Genomic DNA, 18,360 nt, shown 5'->3' with positions numbered 1-18,360 from the left:
AGGCTTCACGAAAGTGAGGCCTTTTTTATTTGGGGTGGGATTCATATCCGCCGGCTGGCGGACCCGGGTTCAACTCCCGATCCCGCTACTAGAAAAAGGCTTCACGAAAGTGAGGCCTTTTTTATTTGGAGTTGGATTCATATCCGTCGCCAGCCTTTTAAATGCCTGCTCTTTACAGGTGCAGTAACGGAAGATGTCGGCCAGTTTCATATACATATCATAAGCATTCCGCATTGCTGGATTACAGAGTTTTACTAACAAGAGCTAGACAGGGGTTAATCATCTTAGTTCCAAACGGTGACGATTTTGATGCAACAAGACCAAAAAGTCTTTATGACCAAACTTTTCAATATCTCAGGTCTTGCGGCATACCTGAAATCTAATGTATTGTAATACTAATTCAATTTTATAACTTACTTGGAAATCAACTTCAATAATGTTGTCTTTCAGAAGTAAGCATGATATTATTCAGTTGCTTTTTGAACGTTTTCAAGCGAGCCGACATCAAAAAAATACTCTGGTCGACTGCGTCGGAGACCTTGGACACCTGCAGTGGCAGAAAAATTGAACCTGATCCTATAATTACAAACTTAGCTTATTCATGTCCAACGCTATTGCAGATGGCGTGTAGCCTCGTACTTTAAACACCTGCCTGTTGGCGGGTAGGTAATTCGCTTCGCCACCCCGACGGGTATAAACTGCAATCGCGCCGCCACCACCAAAAGCACCAGTGAAAGGTGGGGGATACGCTTTTACAATTGCAATGTCTGTCATGGGTATATTGGCGATCTGTTGGGCGGACACCCTTACTTCATCCAGAAAGAATGTTACCCCACTGCCACGCCATGTGGCAGCACCTGTTGATGCTATTTGCAACCCCGCAACCCTGCCTTGCAAGTAGTTGAAAACATTGGGAAAACCGATCGCACTGGGATCATCCATAATACTAATCAACCGCTCGTCTCCTGACCGGAACAAGCCGCTGACATGTTCTTCATTAAATTGCTGCGCCCGGGTTTTGGCGGTACTCCTTACGATCACCGCCGGCAGCGTAGTACCGCGGTCTGCAAAAAGCGCTTCCGGGGTTTCAACAGGCTTGTTCAGGATTGGCCGCACCACTGCTGGCGGGTTACCTATGTAAAATGTCCTGCCTGCAACGGCCAGGGGTTCATAGCTGGAATCAAGTTGACTGCTGATGCTGATATTCAGCGGCTGGTTATTGTCTTTTGTTCGCTGGAAAGCTAACAATGCATTGTTTTCAAACAGCCAGTTACGGATAGCGAAGGTGCCGTCCGGCGCCACAGTTACTTTCTGCTCGTCCCAATCGCCAGTTTTGGTGAGAAGCATCGCTTGTATACTGCCGATGTTTCCGGCGTCTTTTATCTGGCCAATTACCTCGAAAAATCGTTGCTGCAAGCCCGCCAGCAACGTGTATTTGCCAAGGGGCAACGAATCGGGTAAGAAAATTTTACCAGAAGCTCGCCCTTCGATCACCGGCCAGCGGAGGCGGGTGCGCCGGCCCTCTTCGTTCTCAATCACCAGCTCCATTGTTGCCAGAGATTGGTTCAGTAGTTGGCCACCGCCATCTTTATAATCCACTGTTACAAGTAATGAATCGCCGGGTTGAAAGATGTTTTTGTTGAGTTTTATATCTAATCGGCCGGTCGCCTGCTGAGCCTGTACGGTAGCCGGCAGCAGCAAGGCGATAAGGGGCAATAAAAGGATGCTTTTCATACATATACCCAATCAATATTGAAGCCAGCAGCCCATATTAAAATAAAAAATAAAGATAAAATTGACGAGGTCTACGCTTAACCAATTGAAGCTTGCGAACCCAAGTATCAAATCTGGAAACGTCCTTTGTCTGCCAGTGTTGAATTAATCTCGTTTATATCTATCTCGATCTGGCCCCATAAACCTCTGTCGAATCTCCAGCCTGTGAACGCCTTGTTATTCAACAATTGCGTTTTATGATTGATCAGGGATGTTCTGATAGACGGAAGCAAATCCGATACAGGTATTTCAAACTTTAAGGCGCCTGCTTTAAATTGAAAAAGGTATGACTTAATCAGCCGGATGGTCCACCAACACCCTTCAGGACTGTTCAGGAGAATTAGTATGGCAGCATTTATTTGCATTTTTAGTACAGCAGGATCATGATTTAATACATATTGATTGAATCCCGAAATGAATATGGATGCAATATCTGTTGGCTCTTCCACAAATGGGTTGACGAATTTATAGGCACCCTCACCTATTAAATATCTATGCAGCTCATTTTTCTGCAAGGCCGTAATCAACCTGGTATAAGCACCATCAGCTATTTGACTATCCATAAAGAAGCGGTTTACTACCTTAAATTATTTATTCCTTGTAATTTATTACTCTATAAGTATTTTGACCTCCTGGAACCGATCCATTACATCAGCTCTGATGGTTGTGTTATGTCACCAAAAGACCGGAAAGCTTCCTTGTTTTCAAGATCGTAAATATAATCAATGCGTGTTGATTCACTATCGTTCATGTCCAGGCAATACAAAAGTTCTCCATTAGCGTTATACTCGAAGGCATACATTCACGGGTCGTCCAATTCCTGTGAAAAAGCTATTAAATCCTTAATTAGTTGGTTAGACTTTTTGCCCGAAGGTTATCATGAAAAGGTTTCTGAACAACCAGAGCTTTGGGGAATGGGCGACGATTGGATTATGTGGATTGACAGGGATTTTATTTGATCACACGAAAAGAAAACCAATTTTCCAAATTTTGAGCCGCAGCCGCTCGATCATACCCTGACTAACTCTCAATAGCAATCGAATATCAATTGCCTTAAAAGAAAAATCTCCAAAAGCCATTGGGATTATCAAATTTAGTGTAACTTAAAGTAAGTATTTAACAGCTTCTATTTCCTCCCTCCCCCTCTATCTAAATTCTCCAAATTTCCTATGTACTGAGTTTTTTAATACATAATTCTGAATTTGATTATTTAACACTCAAATACATACATAGGTTATGAAGAAAATGCTACTCTTCAGGAAATTACTATTTCTTGCCGGCTATCTTTTTACTACAACTGTAGGTTTTACCCAGGTTACTGAAAAATGGGTAAAACGTCAAAATGGAGACGCGAATGTTATGGACAAGGCAAATGGGTTGATAGTGGACGATAATGGGAATGTTATTGTAACCGGTCTTGGCGATGGCGATATCAAATCTTCCGGCACTAACTGGGCCACTATTAAATATGACGATAATGGTGATATACAATGGGTAAAAAGGTATAACGGCCCCGCTAATGGTAGCGATGTAGCAAAGGCCATAACAACAGACAGCAGTGGCAATATCTATATAACAGGCTGGAGTACAGGGATCGGAACTGACAAAGACATAACTACTATAAAATACGATGCTGACGGTAATCAGGAATGGGTAAACCGGTACAATGGGCCCGACAGTTCCATAGATGATGCATCTGCCATAACTGTTGATAAAAACGGAAATGTATATGTAACAGGATATAGCACCGGAAGCGGTACAGGCAGCGACATTACTATCATTAAATACGATAAAGATGGACTTACAAAATGGGTAAGAAGGTATAACGGCCCCGGGAACTCTTTCGATGAGGCAAATGCCATTGCAGTAGATAAAAACGAAAATGTATATGTAACAGGATCCAGTACAGGAATCGGAACACGTGGAGATTTTACTACCATTAAATACAACGCTGATGGTAATCAGGAATGGATAAACCGGTATAACGGGCCTGTAAATAGTTATGACGGGGGAAAAGCCGTGGCCCTCGATCATAGTGGTAATGTGTATGTAACAGGCATCGCTAACATTGGCGAATTTGACGAAACCGATGTCCTCACCATTAAATACAATCCATCGGGCCAGCAGCAATGGGCAGCGTTTTATAACCAGGCATGGTACGACGACGCAAATGCTTTTGCCTTAGATACTTCAGGTAATGTGTATATAACCGTGAAAAGCGGACCTCCTGATGATGATCCTGACAATGTCTATGTAACCATTAAATATAATACAGCAGGCATACTGCAGTGGGAATCCATATATGATGGCCCCGGCAATCCGCTGGGCGGAGCAGCCAGTGACCTTGTGGTAGACGCAGCCGGCAATGTATATATCACAGGCGGTATCTCCATGCGACGTTCACCATACCAGGATGAAATAGATTATGCTACCATCAAATACAATACAAACGGAGTGCAGCAATGGGTAGCAACCTACAACGACCCCGGAAACGGTTTAGACAGGGCAAGCGCCATAGGTGTAGATAAGAATGGCAACGTATATATCACCGGCATGAGCAAACTCGATGAGTCTGGTTATTATGATTATGCCACTATTAAGTACGACGCTGATGGCATGCAAAAATGGGTACAAAGATTTAACGGCGTAAACGACCAGATAAAAGGAGGCGCCGATGCCGCATATGCCCTTGCATTGGATACGGCCGGCAACGTGTATGTAACAGGTGGTATCTCCAGGCTCAATACCGGGCTGGATTATACCACTTATAAGTATGACGAAAATGCAAACAGGATCTGGAAAAAAACATTCAATGGTTTCAGCATTGGTCCCGACGTTGCCAGGGATATAGCAGTAGATACCAAAGGAAATGTGTATGTAACGGGAACCAGTGATGGGGGCGACTATGCCACCGTTAAATACGGCATAGATGGAGCCACGCAATGGGTAAAAAGGTATGATGGCCCCGGCCATTCTTTAGATGAGGCAACCGCCATTGCAGTAGATGAAAACGGTAATGTATATGTAACAGGCAGGAGTGTGAACACTCCTGGTGAATTTGAACCAACCGGCGATTACGCCACCATTAAGTACGATAAAGATGGAAATACAAAATGGGTGAAACGCTACAATGGTCCCGGTAACGGCGTTGACCGGCCAACAGCCATTGCCGTTGACAATGCTGGCAATGTATATGTAACAGGACAAAGTTTTGGTGGTGCAACAGGCGACGATTATGCAACTATTAAATACGATGCCAATGGAAATCAACTATGGGTGGTCAGGTACAACGGCCCGGGTAACGGTGCCGATCAGGCCCAGGCCATAGCTATAGATGCACGGGGTTATGTATATGTTACGGGCGCCGGCACTGGCAGCAACGGAGTAAAAGGCTTTACCACCATTAAATACAATCCTGTTGGTGCTAAGCAGTGGACAGCCAAATTCGAAGGAACCGGCTCACCCGCCAACGATATAGCCATAGATGCTTCCGGCAATGTGTTTATAACAGGGTCCAATGCGGGCAATTATGCTACGCTAAAGTACAATTCAGCGGGCGCACAACAGTGGGTGGCAACATACGACGGCGGTAACTTTGATGCAGCAAGTGCATTGGCACTCGATGCCCTGGGTAATGTGTATGTAACAGGAAACAGCAGTACCAGCATATCTCTCTTGGCAGACTTCGCCACCATTAAGTATAATGCAGCAGGTATACAGCAATGGCTGGCCAGGTACGACGGACCGGCTGCAGGAGCTGATGGAGCAACAGATATTGCTGTAGACAATGCCGGCAATGTGTATGTAACGGGAGTCAGCCAAGGCATCGGCAGCTCCAGCGATTACGCCACCATCAAATATGAACAAACACCTTCCATTATCACCATGTCTGCCATTCCTGCGGAGAAAACGCTTGTTACTACGGAACAAGGATCTGCTAAATTAAATGCGAAAGCTTTTCCAAACGCATTTACCCAATTCACCAACCTGCAATGGAATGGCACCGGTAAACCGGTTACAATTACGATTACGGATATACAGGGTAAACTGGTTGAAAAAGGAACTGGTCTTGCCTCCAGTGGCAATATAAAAATCGGCCATAACTTTAAGCCGGGTGTTTACTTTGCAGAAATAGTGCAGGGCGCTGAAAGAGTAATAGTGAAACTGATAAAAAATTAAGGACATTGCAAGAAGGGTCTCACGAAAGTGAGACCTTTTTTGTTTATACGGGTTCAACTCCCGATCCCGCTATCAATCGACCAGACAATTCTCTCCTACTCCACCCTCAAACTTTTCACCGGATTGGCCAACGCCGCTTTTATTGCCTGGAAACTTATGGTTGCCAGTGCAATCAGTATTGCCACAAGTCCGCCTGCGGCAAACACCCACCAACCAATATCAACGCGATAAGCATAGTTCTGCAACCATTGGTGCATATAATACCATGCAATGGGTGTTGCAATCATAAAAGCAATTGCGATCAGGATGATAAATTCTTTTGAAAACAAATAAACAATAATGCCTGACGTAGCACCAAGTACTTTACGAATACCAACTTCTTTTATTCGCTGCACTGCCATGAATGACGCCAAACCATACAATCCAAGACAACTAAGGAAGATCGCAATGGCCGCAAATATTTTATACAGCTGCGCTAACTGATTTTCCTGTTTGTAAAAACCCTCAATTTTATCATCAAGGAACCTGTATTCATACACAAAATCGGGAAATGTTTGCTCCCATACCTTTTTAACAGCCTGCATGGTGGAGGCAATGTTTGTCGTCGCCAGTTTTATTCCGATCTGGCGGTACATAGTTACGTTCGTGGTTATGATCAGTGGAGCAAGCCCATGGTGAAAAGATCTGTCATTAAAATCCTTCAATACGCCAACAACAGGTCCTTTCAATTTGTCGTTCCACATACTGATGTCTTTATTCAATATTTCTCCAGGATCCTTAATTCCCAAACTCCTAAGGAGCGATTCGTTTACTAAAAATTCCTTAACCATATCCGATGGCTGTAAATTTCTTCCTGCAACCAGTGATAATTTATAAGTCGGTGCATACTCATGGTCTGCGTATTTGAGAATAGCATCAAAATCTGTTTCTTTGGTTGCATTATTAAATCTGAATTTGCTCAACATATTATTATCATCATCAACCGGGGTGTTGGAACTGAAGCTTACTGCCTGCACCCCGTTGACCGACAGGAACTGTTGCCTTAAATAATCCGTCAGCTTACCACCCGTATTATACGGGCGGAAAGGAACATTTACTATAGCATCTTTATCAAAGCCTAAAGGCTGATCCATTAGATAATTCATTTGCTTTACAATGATGAGCGTTCCAATGATCAACGCCTGTGCAATGATGAACTGAAATATCACCAATCCTCTTCGTAATGAAAATCCCTTTGTAGTATTTACTGTGAGCTTGTTTTTTAAAGCATTTACAGGATTGAAACGCGACAAAACAATTGAAGGATAGAAACCGGCAAGGGCGGTTACTATAAATACTACTGTCACAAGAAATATAATGATCGAAGGATCGTTCAGCAGGCTGAATGTCAACGAAAGTTCTAAAAGTTGATTTATAAAAGGCAATGCAAGCGTTATAATAACAACGGAAAGCACGACAGCACCTGTTACTATCAAAAATGTTTCGATGATGAACTGGATCTGCAATTGAGCATTATTACTTCCCAAAACCTTTCTTACACCAACTTCCTTTGCCCGGTTAACAGCTTGTGCAGTGGATAGGTTAATAAAATTCACGCAGGCAATTGACAGAATGAATGCTGCAATCAGCCATAACACATTGAGCAGTTCCCGGCTGATCGTTTTGTGGCTGTAATTGCCTGTTTGCGTGTCATAATGCACCTCACTTAACGGTTGTACGATCTGGCAATCCTTATTGTCAGACGATGCCATCTTTCGGGAGTATGCCCGTAATTGTTGATTAAAATCGCCGGCAGGCATATTCGGCGGCAATAAAACATAACACCCAAAATCGGGTGATGACTGACCCCAATCAGGATTTTGTAAGCCGGTCAGTACATCGCCTGTAAAATCTGTTCCGAAAGCTACCACCAGTTTCAGCTGAAAATCTGTATTGGCCGGTATAGTGGCAAGAATGCCTGTAACTTTCAGCGCTATGGGTGGAAACTGAAACAATCCTGCATCTATTCTATAAGAACCTGTTAGTTTTATGGTTTTGCCCATAGCTGTTTTCCAGTCACCGAAATAAGTGTCTGCGATCTCTTTTGTAAGCAATACATTGTTCGGATCTTTTAAGGAGGCGTATGAACCTGCAAGCAGGGGAAAATCAAATATATTGAAGAAGGAAGGCGCAGTATAAAAGACACCATTCTGTTCTTTAAAATTCTTTACAGAGCTTCCGTTGTCATCAAGTACCTGTAATTCATCATTGTGGCTTGCATAGATCGGCGCTACCTGCTCTATTTGCGGAAAAGCCGTTTTCAGATTTGCAGGCATTGGAAAAGGAATGTCTTGCCCATAATGAACATTTGCTGCATCGGCATGATGATACTCGGTTAACACCCGATTGATTCGATCTTTCTTTGCGTGAAAATTATCAAAGCTTGTATGAAATTGTATAACAAAAAAGATCATCATACAAACGGCTATGCCAACTGATAACCCAGCAATGTTGAGCGCGGTGTAATTCCTGTTACGAAGTAAACTCCTGAACGCGGTTTTAAAATAATTTTTGATCATTGGAATTGATTTTATGAGCCACACAACAGCCCGGGAAACGGCGCAATGACAACTTGCAAAAATCAATGCAAATGCCGTTTAATTATTGACATTCAAATCAATGCGTTATAAAATCCAGGGAAAAGATATTGTACGCTTTTGATACACCAGCTGTTCATTTCCAGAACAGCGATCATAGATCCCAGATAACGCTTTCTTTAAAAATGTAATCAATTCCAATTTGCCAGGCACTCATATAACCATTAGTCTTCATTTGATGTACCTTATTACAAGTAAACCAAAGCAACGCTTCGATCTGCTTTTCTTACAGCTACTCTTCTCACCAGGTTGTATTTCAAATGAGGTAAATCTTTCGCATCGTCAAAGCCAGACCAGCATAGAGTTTTCATGATCCATTATAATGTTACGGGTATGATTTTTTTGGTTTGTATCTAAAATGGTCTATGAAAAAAATAATTACACTACTAATAGCTTTTCAGCTTGCTATTACTGGCACAAGAGCACAGATCCAACAAGGGAATATAATGGTGGGAGCTGATATCGCCGACTTTGATCTCAGCCTCAATGAAGGAGGCAATTTCGCCATATTCCTGAACCCAAAATTAGCCTATTTCTTTACCGACAATCTTGCGTTGGGCGGCTACCTGAACTTCGGATTGGTTACCTCAAAAGGTGGTGGCGAAAGTATTGATTACGGCCTTGGCTTATTGGGGCGTTACTACCTCAGCCGGGATATCAATGTTGTTCGCAATTCCCGCTTCTTCCTGGAAGCAACGGCAGGTATCGAAGGTACCAACCCAGCTTCCGGCGAAAATACAAACGGACTTGGACTGGGTTTTGGTCCCGGATGGACGTACTTCCTTACCTCAAATGTAGGTCTGGAAGCATTGCTGAAGTATAACGGTATTATCGGCTTTGGTGAAAGAGTTACCTCCAGTGACCTGCTCCTGTCTGTGGGATTCCAGATATACCTTCCTTCCGCCCAATTACAAAGACGTCTGAAATCTTCAGGTTCAGGAAATCAATGATGGCGTAATGTCCGAAGTATTGTGTAAAACGAAACTGTGCCGTGTTACATGAGCGACATGTGCATACTGCCCTGTTTGCCTGTTCTTCTTCAATCCTGAGGTAGTTTTGGAAATGCTCATTAAAATTGGCAAGGTCATTAAAGTCCGCCGCATTGCGGGCGCTGGCTACGCATACATACTTTTTTAGTAAGAGCTTGCACGAATAATGATGTGATGAAGGGCAAGGCCTTCGACTTTAATGGCCAGCCCGGCAAGAGCTCTAAACTAACGCTTTGGTTCATCCCGGGCAATGGATACCTAAGGACTGCCCCGTCACAGCGGCCGGCCTGGTCCCGCATTTGCATAATTGACTGTAAACTTACGTGCCATGATCGAGCATCATAAGATAAATGGAAAAGACGTTTGGGTAGAAGTGATTGAACAACCCGCCGGCCGGGAAAATCCCAATACCATTCCAACTGAATATTTTAAAGCGCGCTACTATCTTTCAGAGCCGCCGGAAGCCAATGCAGAATGGATCAATGATGAGGAAGGACAACCACAATTATTTGAATCGCCTGTTGCGGCCCTGACCTTTGCCACCAAAAAGTTAATGAACACGATTTAACGCCAAACAATCGCACTGCCTTTTAGACTGTCGGGGTTGCACCCACCATCCCAGGAGAGGACCTCTTAAATTAATGTTGCTAACACATTTTTTAATGGCGGAGTGCCAAAAATTAATTGGTTCCTATTTGCAACGCCGTTAACTTTAATTCAGCATTTAACTGACACCGCTCGCATAGATTATAACTGTTACACGCCTTTCTATAATAGCTTCAAACATCTATGGCTAATCAAACCTCTTTTGCAGAGGCTCCTGGTTGTTTTATTCACCTTTAAATAAACAGTATGGCACTAAAAAAATGTGTGACTTTAGGCATTGCTTTATCTGTATTCGCTGCAGCAAACGCACAGGTAACAGTAAAGACAGTTTCGCTTGATCAGGGCATTACCAATCCTTTTGCAAATCTGGATCCTGACAAAGGAGAAACCAGGATGAAAAAAAGCTTTGAGCGGGATGAAAACATGAACCCGGATAAACTTACATCAGTGTCAGTTCACTGGCAAAATGTTGCTCCCAAGTGGATAAACGTTAATTTCCATAACGTTGATCATGATTATAATTTTGATATCCCACCGGCACCAACGCACGCTAATTACACCTCAGGCACCTGGTATATTGAAGAGGGTTATTATGATATCACATTCAGTCCTTATAACACCAGTGATGGTTACCAGGATTATAATGTAGGTTGTGAAGAAGTGGCTTACGACGAATACGAACAGTATACTTTTTATAATGCGCACATTACTGATGAATGTAGCGACATCTTTATTGGTCATGGTCCCTGGTAAATAACCATGCAAGAGGTGCCGGCACCGGTACCTCTTTGCTTTTATCAGCTGTTTATTTTTTCTGTATTATGCTCGAACGTCTCTTCAAACAAAGGACTTTCGGTTTTCTTCCACTTGTCCCAGAAAGTAAAATATAACCCGAAATTGTATTTAAACTGTTTATGATGCAGTGCATGATGCGTTGCACCGATCAGCCATTTTCCCAATACATGTTTATGAAACCGGTGTGGATACACCTCTATATCAAGATGATTGATCACACTGCTGAAGGTCATAATGGTTAGCTGTAATAATATCATAACAGGATGCATGGGAAGGATGATAAGGATAACTGGCAGCGAAACAGACAATAGTAATCCTTCCAGGGGATGAAAAGAGAAAGCCGTCCAGGGAGAAGTTATGTTACTTTGATGATGTACCCTATGTATTAATTTAAACAGCTTTGGTTTATGCAGTTGCCTGTGGATCCAGTAATAATACGTTTCATCGAGCAGCATAGAGATGAGAAGACTTACCGGCAGCCACCACCATCCGAATTCACTGATACTGGTATAGATCTTTGTATATCCCTTTTGCCATAACAATATCATCGCGGTGCCGATAAACGCAAAGATCACAGCAGTGACCAAACTCTGGCTTATTTCTCTTTGTAATTGATTTCGTGAGAACTCCTTTTTACTGATCTTTCTTTGTTGCCATTTCGCGGGGAACCAGATGTAGAACACCAGATAAAACAAACCTGACACCAGAAAGTACCTGCCTGCAATGATGGCGAAGAACACGACAAGCGTTATCGTGAACCAGAATGGCTGCGATACGTCAGGAATGAACATAAAACAAAGATACGTATTACGGCTCATTGATATTACTGTGCTCAACTTACGGCACGCAGGCTTTTACTTCACCCTGAGAATACCCTGCCCTCGCTATTTTGACGCTCTTTTCGCACCTCTTTCCACTCTTTTGATGGCTGTTTTTTCTTTCTTTGGGGCCGCTAACTTACTTACCATTTCTTTTAAAGTAACAGCGTTAAATGCTGCATACCCATGCTGATCATTATCGAAGTATACATAAACGTTCTTTTTCTGGCTTTGCCATTCCAGGCATAACCTCGCCCATTTATTCAGCGTAGCTTTGCTGTAACTGTCCTGGTATTTGTTGGCGGAAGGTCCATGCAGCCGGACGTATACAAAATCTGCTGTGATCTGTAAAGGCGATAAATGGCCTCCCAGTTCATAAATGCAAAATGCACAGTTATGCGCCTCCAACAATTTATACACTTCCTCCTTGTACCAGGTGTCATTCCTGAATTCAAAAACATAACTGTAGCCCACCGGTAATGCTTTCAGAAATTCATGGAGCCGTTCGGCATTCACTTTCCATTTAGGAGGTAACTGAAATAATATGGGACCCAATTTTTCTTTCAACGGAAGAATACTGTTGAATAGCCTTGTCAATGGTTCTTGTGGCCTTGTTAATTTTAAGTTGTGCGTAATGAAACGGTTCGCTTTTATTACATAGAGAAACTTTTTGGGAGAATTTTGATACCATCCTTCAAAAACTTCCGGGGGCGGCAATTTGTAGAATGAATTATTTATTTCAACCGTGTCGAAAAACTTTGTGTAGTAATCAAACTGCTGCTTTGCCGTTGTGCCTGCGGGGTAAAACGTTCCCAGCCAATGTTTGTAATGCCATCCGGAAGTTCCTATAAATATTCTTGCCCTGGCCATACTAAAAAATGAAAAAAACTATGCCATGAGGGCCTGGCGTAGTTCTGGAACACCGCAAAAAAAACAGGCGATCACCGGTTTTGTAAGCCGGGTGATCGCCTGTTATGTATTCAGTGACCATTACATTACTTTTTTGCTATCCGGTACATTTTGCCGGCATCAGTAACGGCATACAGGGCGCCATTTTTTCCAACAGCCACATCTCTGAAGCGCTGGTTCTCCTGTTCCAATAAACGTTCTTCACCGGTCACTTTGTTGTTTTCAATAACCAGCCGAATAAGGTGCGGTTTATTCAGCGCAGCAATAAACAAATTGTTCTTCCACTCAGGCATGTTGTCGCCAGTGTAAAAAGTCATACCACTTGGCGATACTACGGGATCCCAATAATAAACCGGTTGTTCCAGTCCTTCTTTTTGCGTATTACCTTCACCCACTTTTCCGCCGCTGTACTCTTCGCCATAGCTGATCGTTGGCCAGCCGTAATTTTTGCCCGGACGAATAAGATTTACTTCATCGCCTCCCTGTGGACCGTATTCATTTTCCCACAGATCACCGGTTTCAGGATGCCAGGCCAGGCCTTGCACATTGCGGTGTCCGTAAGAATAAATTTCCGGCCGCACATTGCTTTGACCTGAAAACGGATTTCCGCTCGCAGGTTTTCCGTCGGGGGTTATACGAACCAGTTTGCCGAGGCCTGAATTTAAAGACTGCGCCTGGGGCCTCGTCTCTTTATCGGAGCGCTCGCCGGTGCTCACGATCAGGTTACCTGTTTTGTCGAAAAGAATTCTGCCACCGTAATGGAGGTTACCGTTGTACGCCGGTGTAGCCCGATATATGACGGTAGCATTTTCAATACGTTTTTCATCGCTCGACAGTTTGCCTTTTGCTACACTTGTGAGTGTGCCATTGTCAACATTTTCAGAAAACACCCAATACACCATTTTATTACTTGCAAACGACGGATCGAGTGTTAGTCCGAGCAAACCGCCCTGGCCCCGGCTGTTCACTGCCGGCAGGCCGGTAATAGGGCTGCTTACTTTACCCTCTGCAGTTACAATGCACATGGTGCCTTGCTTCTGGGTGATCAGGAAGCGGCCGTCGGGCAATACGGCTATCCCCCACGGGTTCTTAAGCTCGGAAGTGATCACAACAGCTTCATAGGGCGTTTTTGTTGTTACACGGCCGATCCGTGTCTGCCCCGGGAAAGCCGGTTTATAAGAAGTATTGGGAGCGCGCGTTTCCACCGAGTTTCCCGAAGTATCACCGGCGTTTTCGGCGGTTGCATCTGCTGCGCCCGCGGCAGCATGATTGCCGTCGTTACAGGCTATGAAAACGGTTGCAACATAAATCGTTATACTGAGTATCTTATTCATGGTAAATTGCTTATAGCGGTTATTACTTTAAAGTAACGAAATAATTACCATTTGCATGCCACCCACTTCCTTTACTTCCGTTTTGGCTACTATAAGCCCCGATCGGCAGCATAAGGTAATTGCAGAGCCGGACACTAACTGTACGAATCCGTACAGATATCGTATGAAGCAGCTGTCTTAACTTCCTGATTGGCAAATCATTTTAATTTTGGCATGTACGTTGGCCCTGTCATTCGTGGCCATACGTATGCCCATCGCTCGTGGTAACCGGTTGATCATACATACTAACATCCAATGTTAAAAAACTATCTATTGCTGGTGATAAAGCGTTGCAGGAAACAAAAAAGCTTTTCGCTGATCAATGTCCTGGGCTTAACCGGAGGCATTTTATGCTGCCTCATGATCTTTATTTTTGTACTGAACGAATTCAGTTACGACACCTTTCATAAAAATGGGGATAACATTTATCGCGTAATGCGCAGAAGCGAAAATGAAGGGGTTTTTAGAGATATCCCCTATGTTGCGCCTCCTTATGCAAAAGCGCTCCTGAATGATTATCCGGATGCTATACAAAAAACGGTCAGGGTATTTCCCGATAATGACCTTATAACATATAACAATAGCTCTTATAACGAGAAGAAGGTATTACTTGCAGACAGTAACTTTTTTCAGTTTTTCAGCTTCCGGCTGCTCAAGGGCAATCCCGCCACGGTGCTCGCTGATCCGCTAAGTATAGTGATGACAGCATCTACCGCCAAAAAATATTTTGGTAATGAAGATCCGATTGGCAAAGTAGTGGATTTTAATAAAAAGATGCAATTGAAGGTGACCGGTATTGCCGCAGATGTGCCTGCGAATTCGCATCTCGAATTCGACATAATTGTTCCTGTTGCCAACTGGGAAAAGGAACCTTTCTTCAATCAGTGGACTGCAAACGGCATAATGGTGTATGTGCAACTAAACCCAGCAGTTAAACCTGACCAATTAATGAAATTATTCCCGGCCTTTATGGAAAAGTACCTCGGGAACTACTACCGGAAAACCGGATTCAAAAGTCAATTGATCATCCGGTCGCTACGCCACATTTATTTTGAGTCACAAACACCACACGACGATGTAAAGCATGGCAATAAAAAGATGGTGTATATATTCATGAGTATTGCTATTCTGATACTCTTCATTGCCTGCATTAACTTCATGAACCTAGCTACAGCCCGGGCAACAGACCGCGCTAAAGAAGTAGGGCTGCGTAAAGTGCTGGGAGCTGTTCGGAAGCAGCTGGCCTGTCAATTCATTTTTGAATCCTTGCTGTTTGCCACTGTAGCCGCCATCAGCGCTTTGCTGCTGTTACAACTGATCATGCCGGCTTATTGCGGCTTCCTGGGCTATCAGTTGCCGTCATACTGGCTAAATCCCTGGATATATGTTTTTACCATTGGCGTTATTATTGTCGTGGGCTTACTGGCGGGCAGTTATCCGGCCTTTATGTTATCCTCGTTCACCCCTATTGAATCTTTGAAAGGAAAACTAAAGACTGGCAAACAAGGCTCCTTTTTCCGGAAAGCACTCGTGGTTTTCCAGTTTGGTATATCGGTGTTGCTCATCGTTTGTGTAGCCATTGTGATGAAGCAAATGAATTACGTGAGGAATACCGATATGGGATTCAACAAGGAGCAATCCATGATCGTACGGCTTGATAACGGTTCAATATGGAATAAAAAGATCCAGTTTAAAAATATTTTACAGGCAGATCCTGCAGTGGCATCGGTTTCATTAATGAGCGGCGAACCCGGTGGTTTTTATGATACCCATGGTTTTGAAACAGAAGGCCGACCCGGAGAAAAATTTATGTTCAATACCGAGTTTGCCGATTTCGAATATGTAAAAACACTGGGTCTTACGATTATTGCCGGCCGCGATTTCGATCCGGTATTCATTACTGATTCCGTCAATTCGGTATTGATCAACCGCACGGCTGCTACCCGGTTGGGCTATACACCCCGGCAGGCTGTTGGTAAATGGATCAAAAATTTGCATGATAGTCTGCCGCGTACTATCGTAGGTGTGGTAGAAGATTATCATTTCACTTCTTTGAAAAAAGCAATAGCCCCGTTGGTAATTTCAACAGACAGCTATGACCGGCGGCTGGCGTTGATACGGTTGAAAGCAGGTAATGTGCAGGCAGCCATCAATCGTATTAAAAAGATGTATAGTAATGCTGCGCCTGACTATCCGTTTGAATACGATTTTCTTGACGAACAGTTTAATAAATTGTACAGGGCCGAGATCAAACAGGAAACTTTATTAAGCGTTTTCTCCTGTATCGCCATCGGCATTGCCTGCCTTGGTTTATTCGGACTTGCATCTTATACGGCGGTAAAAAGAACAAAAGAAATTGGGGTCAGAAAAGTGCTGGGGTCATCGGTTGAAAATATTGTGCTGCTCTTATCAAAAGACCTGCTGAAACCGGTATTGATAGGCACCATGATGGCCCTTCCCGCCGGGTATTTCATTATGCAAAACTGGCTGCAGGAATTTGCTTACCGAACCAGCATTCAATGGTATTTATTTCTCGCTGCAGCCATGGTGGCCCTGCTCATTGCTTTGCTTACCGTAAGCGTTCAGGCAGTAAAAGCGGCCCTCGCCAACCCGGTAAAAAGTCTGAGAACAGAATAGCTTTTCTCATCAGCTATGTTGGCACGCTTTTTTAATAGCTGAAGCACAAAACACTTTTTTGCATGAAAGCTAAAGCCGCAAAGCCTGCTCCCAAAAAAGTATTGATCATAGAAGATGAGGGAGATCTCTGTTTATTGTTGAACATCTTATTAGAGGGAAAAGATATGGAAGTGGAGCATGTTCAAAGCCTCGCCAAAGCTGAGGAATACCTTCTACAGGAGCAACCCGCTTTAATTTTATTAGACAACCGTTTACCAGATGGTTTTGGTATAGACTTCATCAGCTTTATTAAAAAGCAACACCCTGCCACAAAAGTGATCATGATCACGGGTGTAGACGCTGCCGCATCAGACGTGGCTATTGAAAATGGCGCCGATGTCTTTCTCAAAAAACCGTTCACCAGAGCTGAATTGTTCAAATCTGTCAACGACGTATTGAATTAAATTATCAGATGGTAATACATCTATTCCCCTTCCGGGTCCACAACATCTATCTGCGCTACCCGGCCAACCTGCCCATCTTCTAACCGTACCTTTATGCCTCTTGAATGATAGGCAGCCGAAGTGAGCAGGTCTTTTACAATACCATAGGTAAGTTTGCCCGTGCGTTGGTCTTTCTTGAGGATAATAGCTACTTCCTGCCCGGGATAAATATCTTTTCTGTATTGACCATCCATAGATCTTTCTTTGATTACCGGCAAAAATATATCATTTCAAAATCTTATTTATCGAACACGCTGCCAATGCTTTCAACAATATTGCGGGCAATGCTTTTATCGGGGGCAAGCCTGGGATTGAAGCAGGTAACGCTGATGCCTGCAATGCTCACCGCTTGAAAGATGTTCCGTAAAACATATTCCACCTGCGCAAATGAAAGTCCGCCGGGTAACCGGTAATCCACGGCCGGATTTATTTCGTCAGCCAAAACATCCGTATCAAAATGTATCCAGCATGATTCAACGGATAATTCCAGGATGTAAGGCAAAGCTTCAGCCATTACCTGTTCTATTCCCCGGTCGTTTATTTCTACCATGCTGAAACACCTTATGTTTGACTTTCTTATATCGCGGCTGCCAAACTTAACGGTTTCTTCTATGTCCCTTTGCCCGAGGTGAACGACATTTTCATCTTTTACATACGGTTGCAGATCGTCTATATTTGTCAGGATGGCTGGCCCGCGCCCCGTTACAATGGCAAGGTCCATATCTGCAACTTCGCCGGTTGAAGATCTTTCAGGTTCATAAAAATCGGCATGCGCATCGAGAAAGATCAAACCATAGGAACCGCTGCGCTTAAGAGCCGACATTATTCCGATAAGAATACTGCAGTCGCCGCCTAAAACCATAGGGAAACGGCCCTCTTTTATTACGCTTATTATCACATTTCCTAATGTGATAGAAAAATCGCGGATCAGTTGCGGATTCAGGCAATGGGTTGCGGTATCTCTTACTTCATTGTACAAAGCATTAAGTGTTTCTACATGCCTTACAGGATGCCTTACCTGTAAGCGTTGCGCCAGCCCGGCTGCCAGCAGGCTGTCCGCAAGGTCCTGTACGCCCGACAGGGTTAATCCCAATATCGAGGGAGCTGCAATAATTTCTATGTCATTCCTTTTAACTGACATATAAAAAATTTTACATAACGTA

15 protein-coding genes are annotated in these 18,360 nt (G+C 43.6%); 7 read left to right on the top strand and 8 right to left on the bottom strand.

The features are described 5' to 3' along the window. Positions 1–258, top strand: a 258-nt coding sequence (locus tag JUB15_RS27515) for a hypothetical protein (RefSeq protein WP_207515887.1), incomplete at its 5' end; no start/stop codon positions are given. Between the two features lie 324 nt (positions 259–582). Here the strand turns inward: JUB15_RS27515 and JUB15_RS27510 are convergent. After that, positions 583–1,734 carry a hypothetical protein gene (locus tag JUB15_RS27510; RefSeq protein ID WP_207515885.1) on the bottom strand — a complete coding sequence of 384 codons (1,152 nt, stop codon included), beginning with the start codon at positions 1,732–1,734 and terminating at the stop codon, positions 583–585. Between the two features lie 107 nt (positions 1,735–1,841). After that, complete coding sequence (locus JUB15_RS27505) at positions 1,842–2,336, bottom strand: hypothetical protein (protein WP_207515883.1); 495 nt, start codon at positions 2,334–2,336, stop codon at positions 1,842–1,844. A 673-nt stretch (positions 2,337–3,009) separates the two neighbouring features. On the opposite strand from JUB15_RS27505, the gene JUB15_RS27500 reads away from it, so the two are divergent. Further along, positions 3,010–5,952 (top strand): SBBP repeat-containing protein, encoded by a 2,943-nt coding sequence (locus JUB15_RS27500; protein ID WP_207515882.1) that lies wholly within the window; start codon positions 3,010–3,012, stop codon positions 5,950–5,952. A gap of 95 nt (positions 5,953–6,047) precedes the next feature. On the opposite strand, the gene JUB15_RS27495 is transcribed toward JUB15_RS27500, so the two are convergent. Further along, positions 6,048–8,510: an ABC transporter permease gene (locus tag JUB15_RS27495; RefSeq protein WP_207515881.1), complete on the bottom strand. Its 2,463-nt coding sequence runs from the start codon at positions 8,508–8,510 to the stop codon at positions 6,048–6,050. A 443-nt stretch (positions 8,511–8,953) separates the two neighbouring features. Between JUB15_RS27495 and JUB15_RS27490 the strand changes: the two genes are divergently transcribed. The 3 genes from JUB15_RS27490 (at position 8,954) to JUB15_RS27480 (ending at position 10,936) form a co-directional block, all read left to right on the top strand. Further along, entirely contained in the window at positions 8,954–9,538 is a 585-nt protein-coding gene (locus tag JUB15_RS27490) for a hypothetical protein (protein ID WP_207515880.1), read from the top strand. Positions 9,539–9,905: 367 nt separating this feature from the next. Continuing rightward, complete coding sequence (locus tag JUB15_RS27485) at positions 9,906–10,145, top strand: hypothetical protein (RefSeq protein WP_207515879.1); 240 nt, start codon at positions 9,906–9,908, stop codon at positions 10,143–10,145. A 284-nt stretch (positions 10,146–10,429) separates the two neighbouring features. Next, positions 10,430–10,936 (top strand): hypothetical protein, encoded by a 507-nt coding sequence (locus JUB15_RS27480; protein ID WP_207515878.1) that lies wholly within the window; start codon positions 10,430–10,432, stop codon positions 10,934–10,936. A gap of 44 nt (positions 10,937–10,980) precedes the next feature. On the opposite strand, the gene JUB15_RS27475 is transcribed toward JUB15_RS27480, so the two are convergent. The 3 genes from JUB15_RS27475 to JUB15_RS27465 form a co-directional block, all read right to left on the bottom strand. Continuing rightward, positions 10,981–11,769 (bottom strand): sterol desaturase family protein, encoded by a 789-nt coding sequence (locus JUB15_RS27475; protein WP_207515877.1) that lies wholly within the window; start codon positions 11,767–11,769, stop codon positions 10,981–10,983. A 93-nt stretch (positions 11,770–11,862) separates the two neighbouring features. After that, positions 11,863–12,666 carry a DUF72 domain-containing protein gene (locus JUB15_RS27470; protein WP_207515876.1) on the bottom strand — a complete coding sequence of 268 codons (804 nt, stop codon included), beginning with the start codon at positions 12,664–12,666 and terminating at the stop codon, positions 11,863–11,865. A 125-nt stretch (positions 12,667–12,791) separates the two neighbouring features. After that, a complete protein-coding gene (locus JUB15_RS27465) occupies positions 12,792–14,039 on the bottom strand; it encodes a PQQ-dependent sugar dehydrogenase (RefSeq protein ID WP_207515875.1) in 1,248 nt (415 codons plus the stop codon). Between the two features lie 294 nt (positions 14,040–14,333). Between JUB15_RS27465 and JUB15_RS27460 the strand changes: the two genes are divergently transcribed. Together JUB15_RS27460 and JUB15_RS27455 are read left to right on the top strand one after the other, a co-directional pair. After that, positions 14,334–16,715, top strand: coding sequence for an ABC transporter permease (locus JUB15_RS27460; RefSeq protein WP_207515874.1), 2,382 nt, complete (start codon positions 14,334–14,336; stop codon positions 16,713–16,715). Positions 16,716–16,777: 62 nt separating this feature from the next. Beyond that, a complete protein-coding gene (locus tag JUB15_RS27455) occupies positions 16,778–17,158 on the top strand; it encodes a response regulator (protein ID WP_207515873.1) in 381 nt (126 codons plus the stop codon). 20 nt (positions 17,159–17,178) lie between these two features. Here JUB15_RS27455 and JUB15_RS27450 read toward each other — a convergent pair whose 3' ends face one another. Beyond that, the gene (locus tag JUB15_RS27450) at positions 17,179–17,391 is read right to left on the bottom strand and encodes a YwbE family protein (protein ID WP_207515872.1); all 213 of its coding nucleotides are present in this window, start codon (positions 17,389–17,391) and stop codon (positions 17,179–17,181) included. A 44-nt stretch (positions 17,392–17,435) separates the two neighbouring features. Then, positions 17,436–18,338, bottom strand: coding sequence for an arginase family protein (locus JUB15_RS27445; protein WP_207515871.1), 903 nt, complete (start codon positions 18,336–18,338; stop codon positions 17,436–17,438). Positions 18,339–18,360 lie beyond the last annotated feature (22 nt).

Origin of the sequence: Longitalea luteola (assembly GCF_017356035.1) — a bacterium.
Taxonomy (GTDB): domain Bacteria; phylum Bacteroidota; class Bacteroidia; order Chitinophagales; family Chitinophagaceae; genus Niastella; species Niastella luteola.
This window is presented reverse-complemented; position numbering and strand designations above follow the sequence as displayed.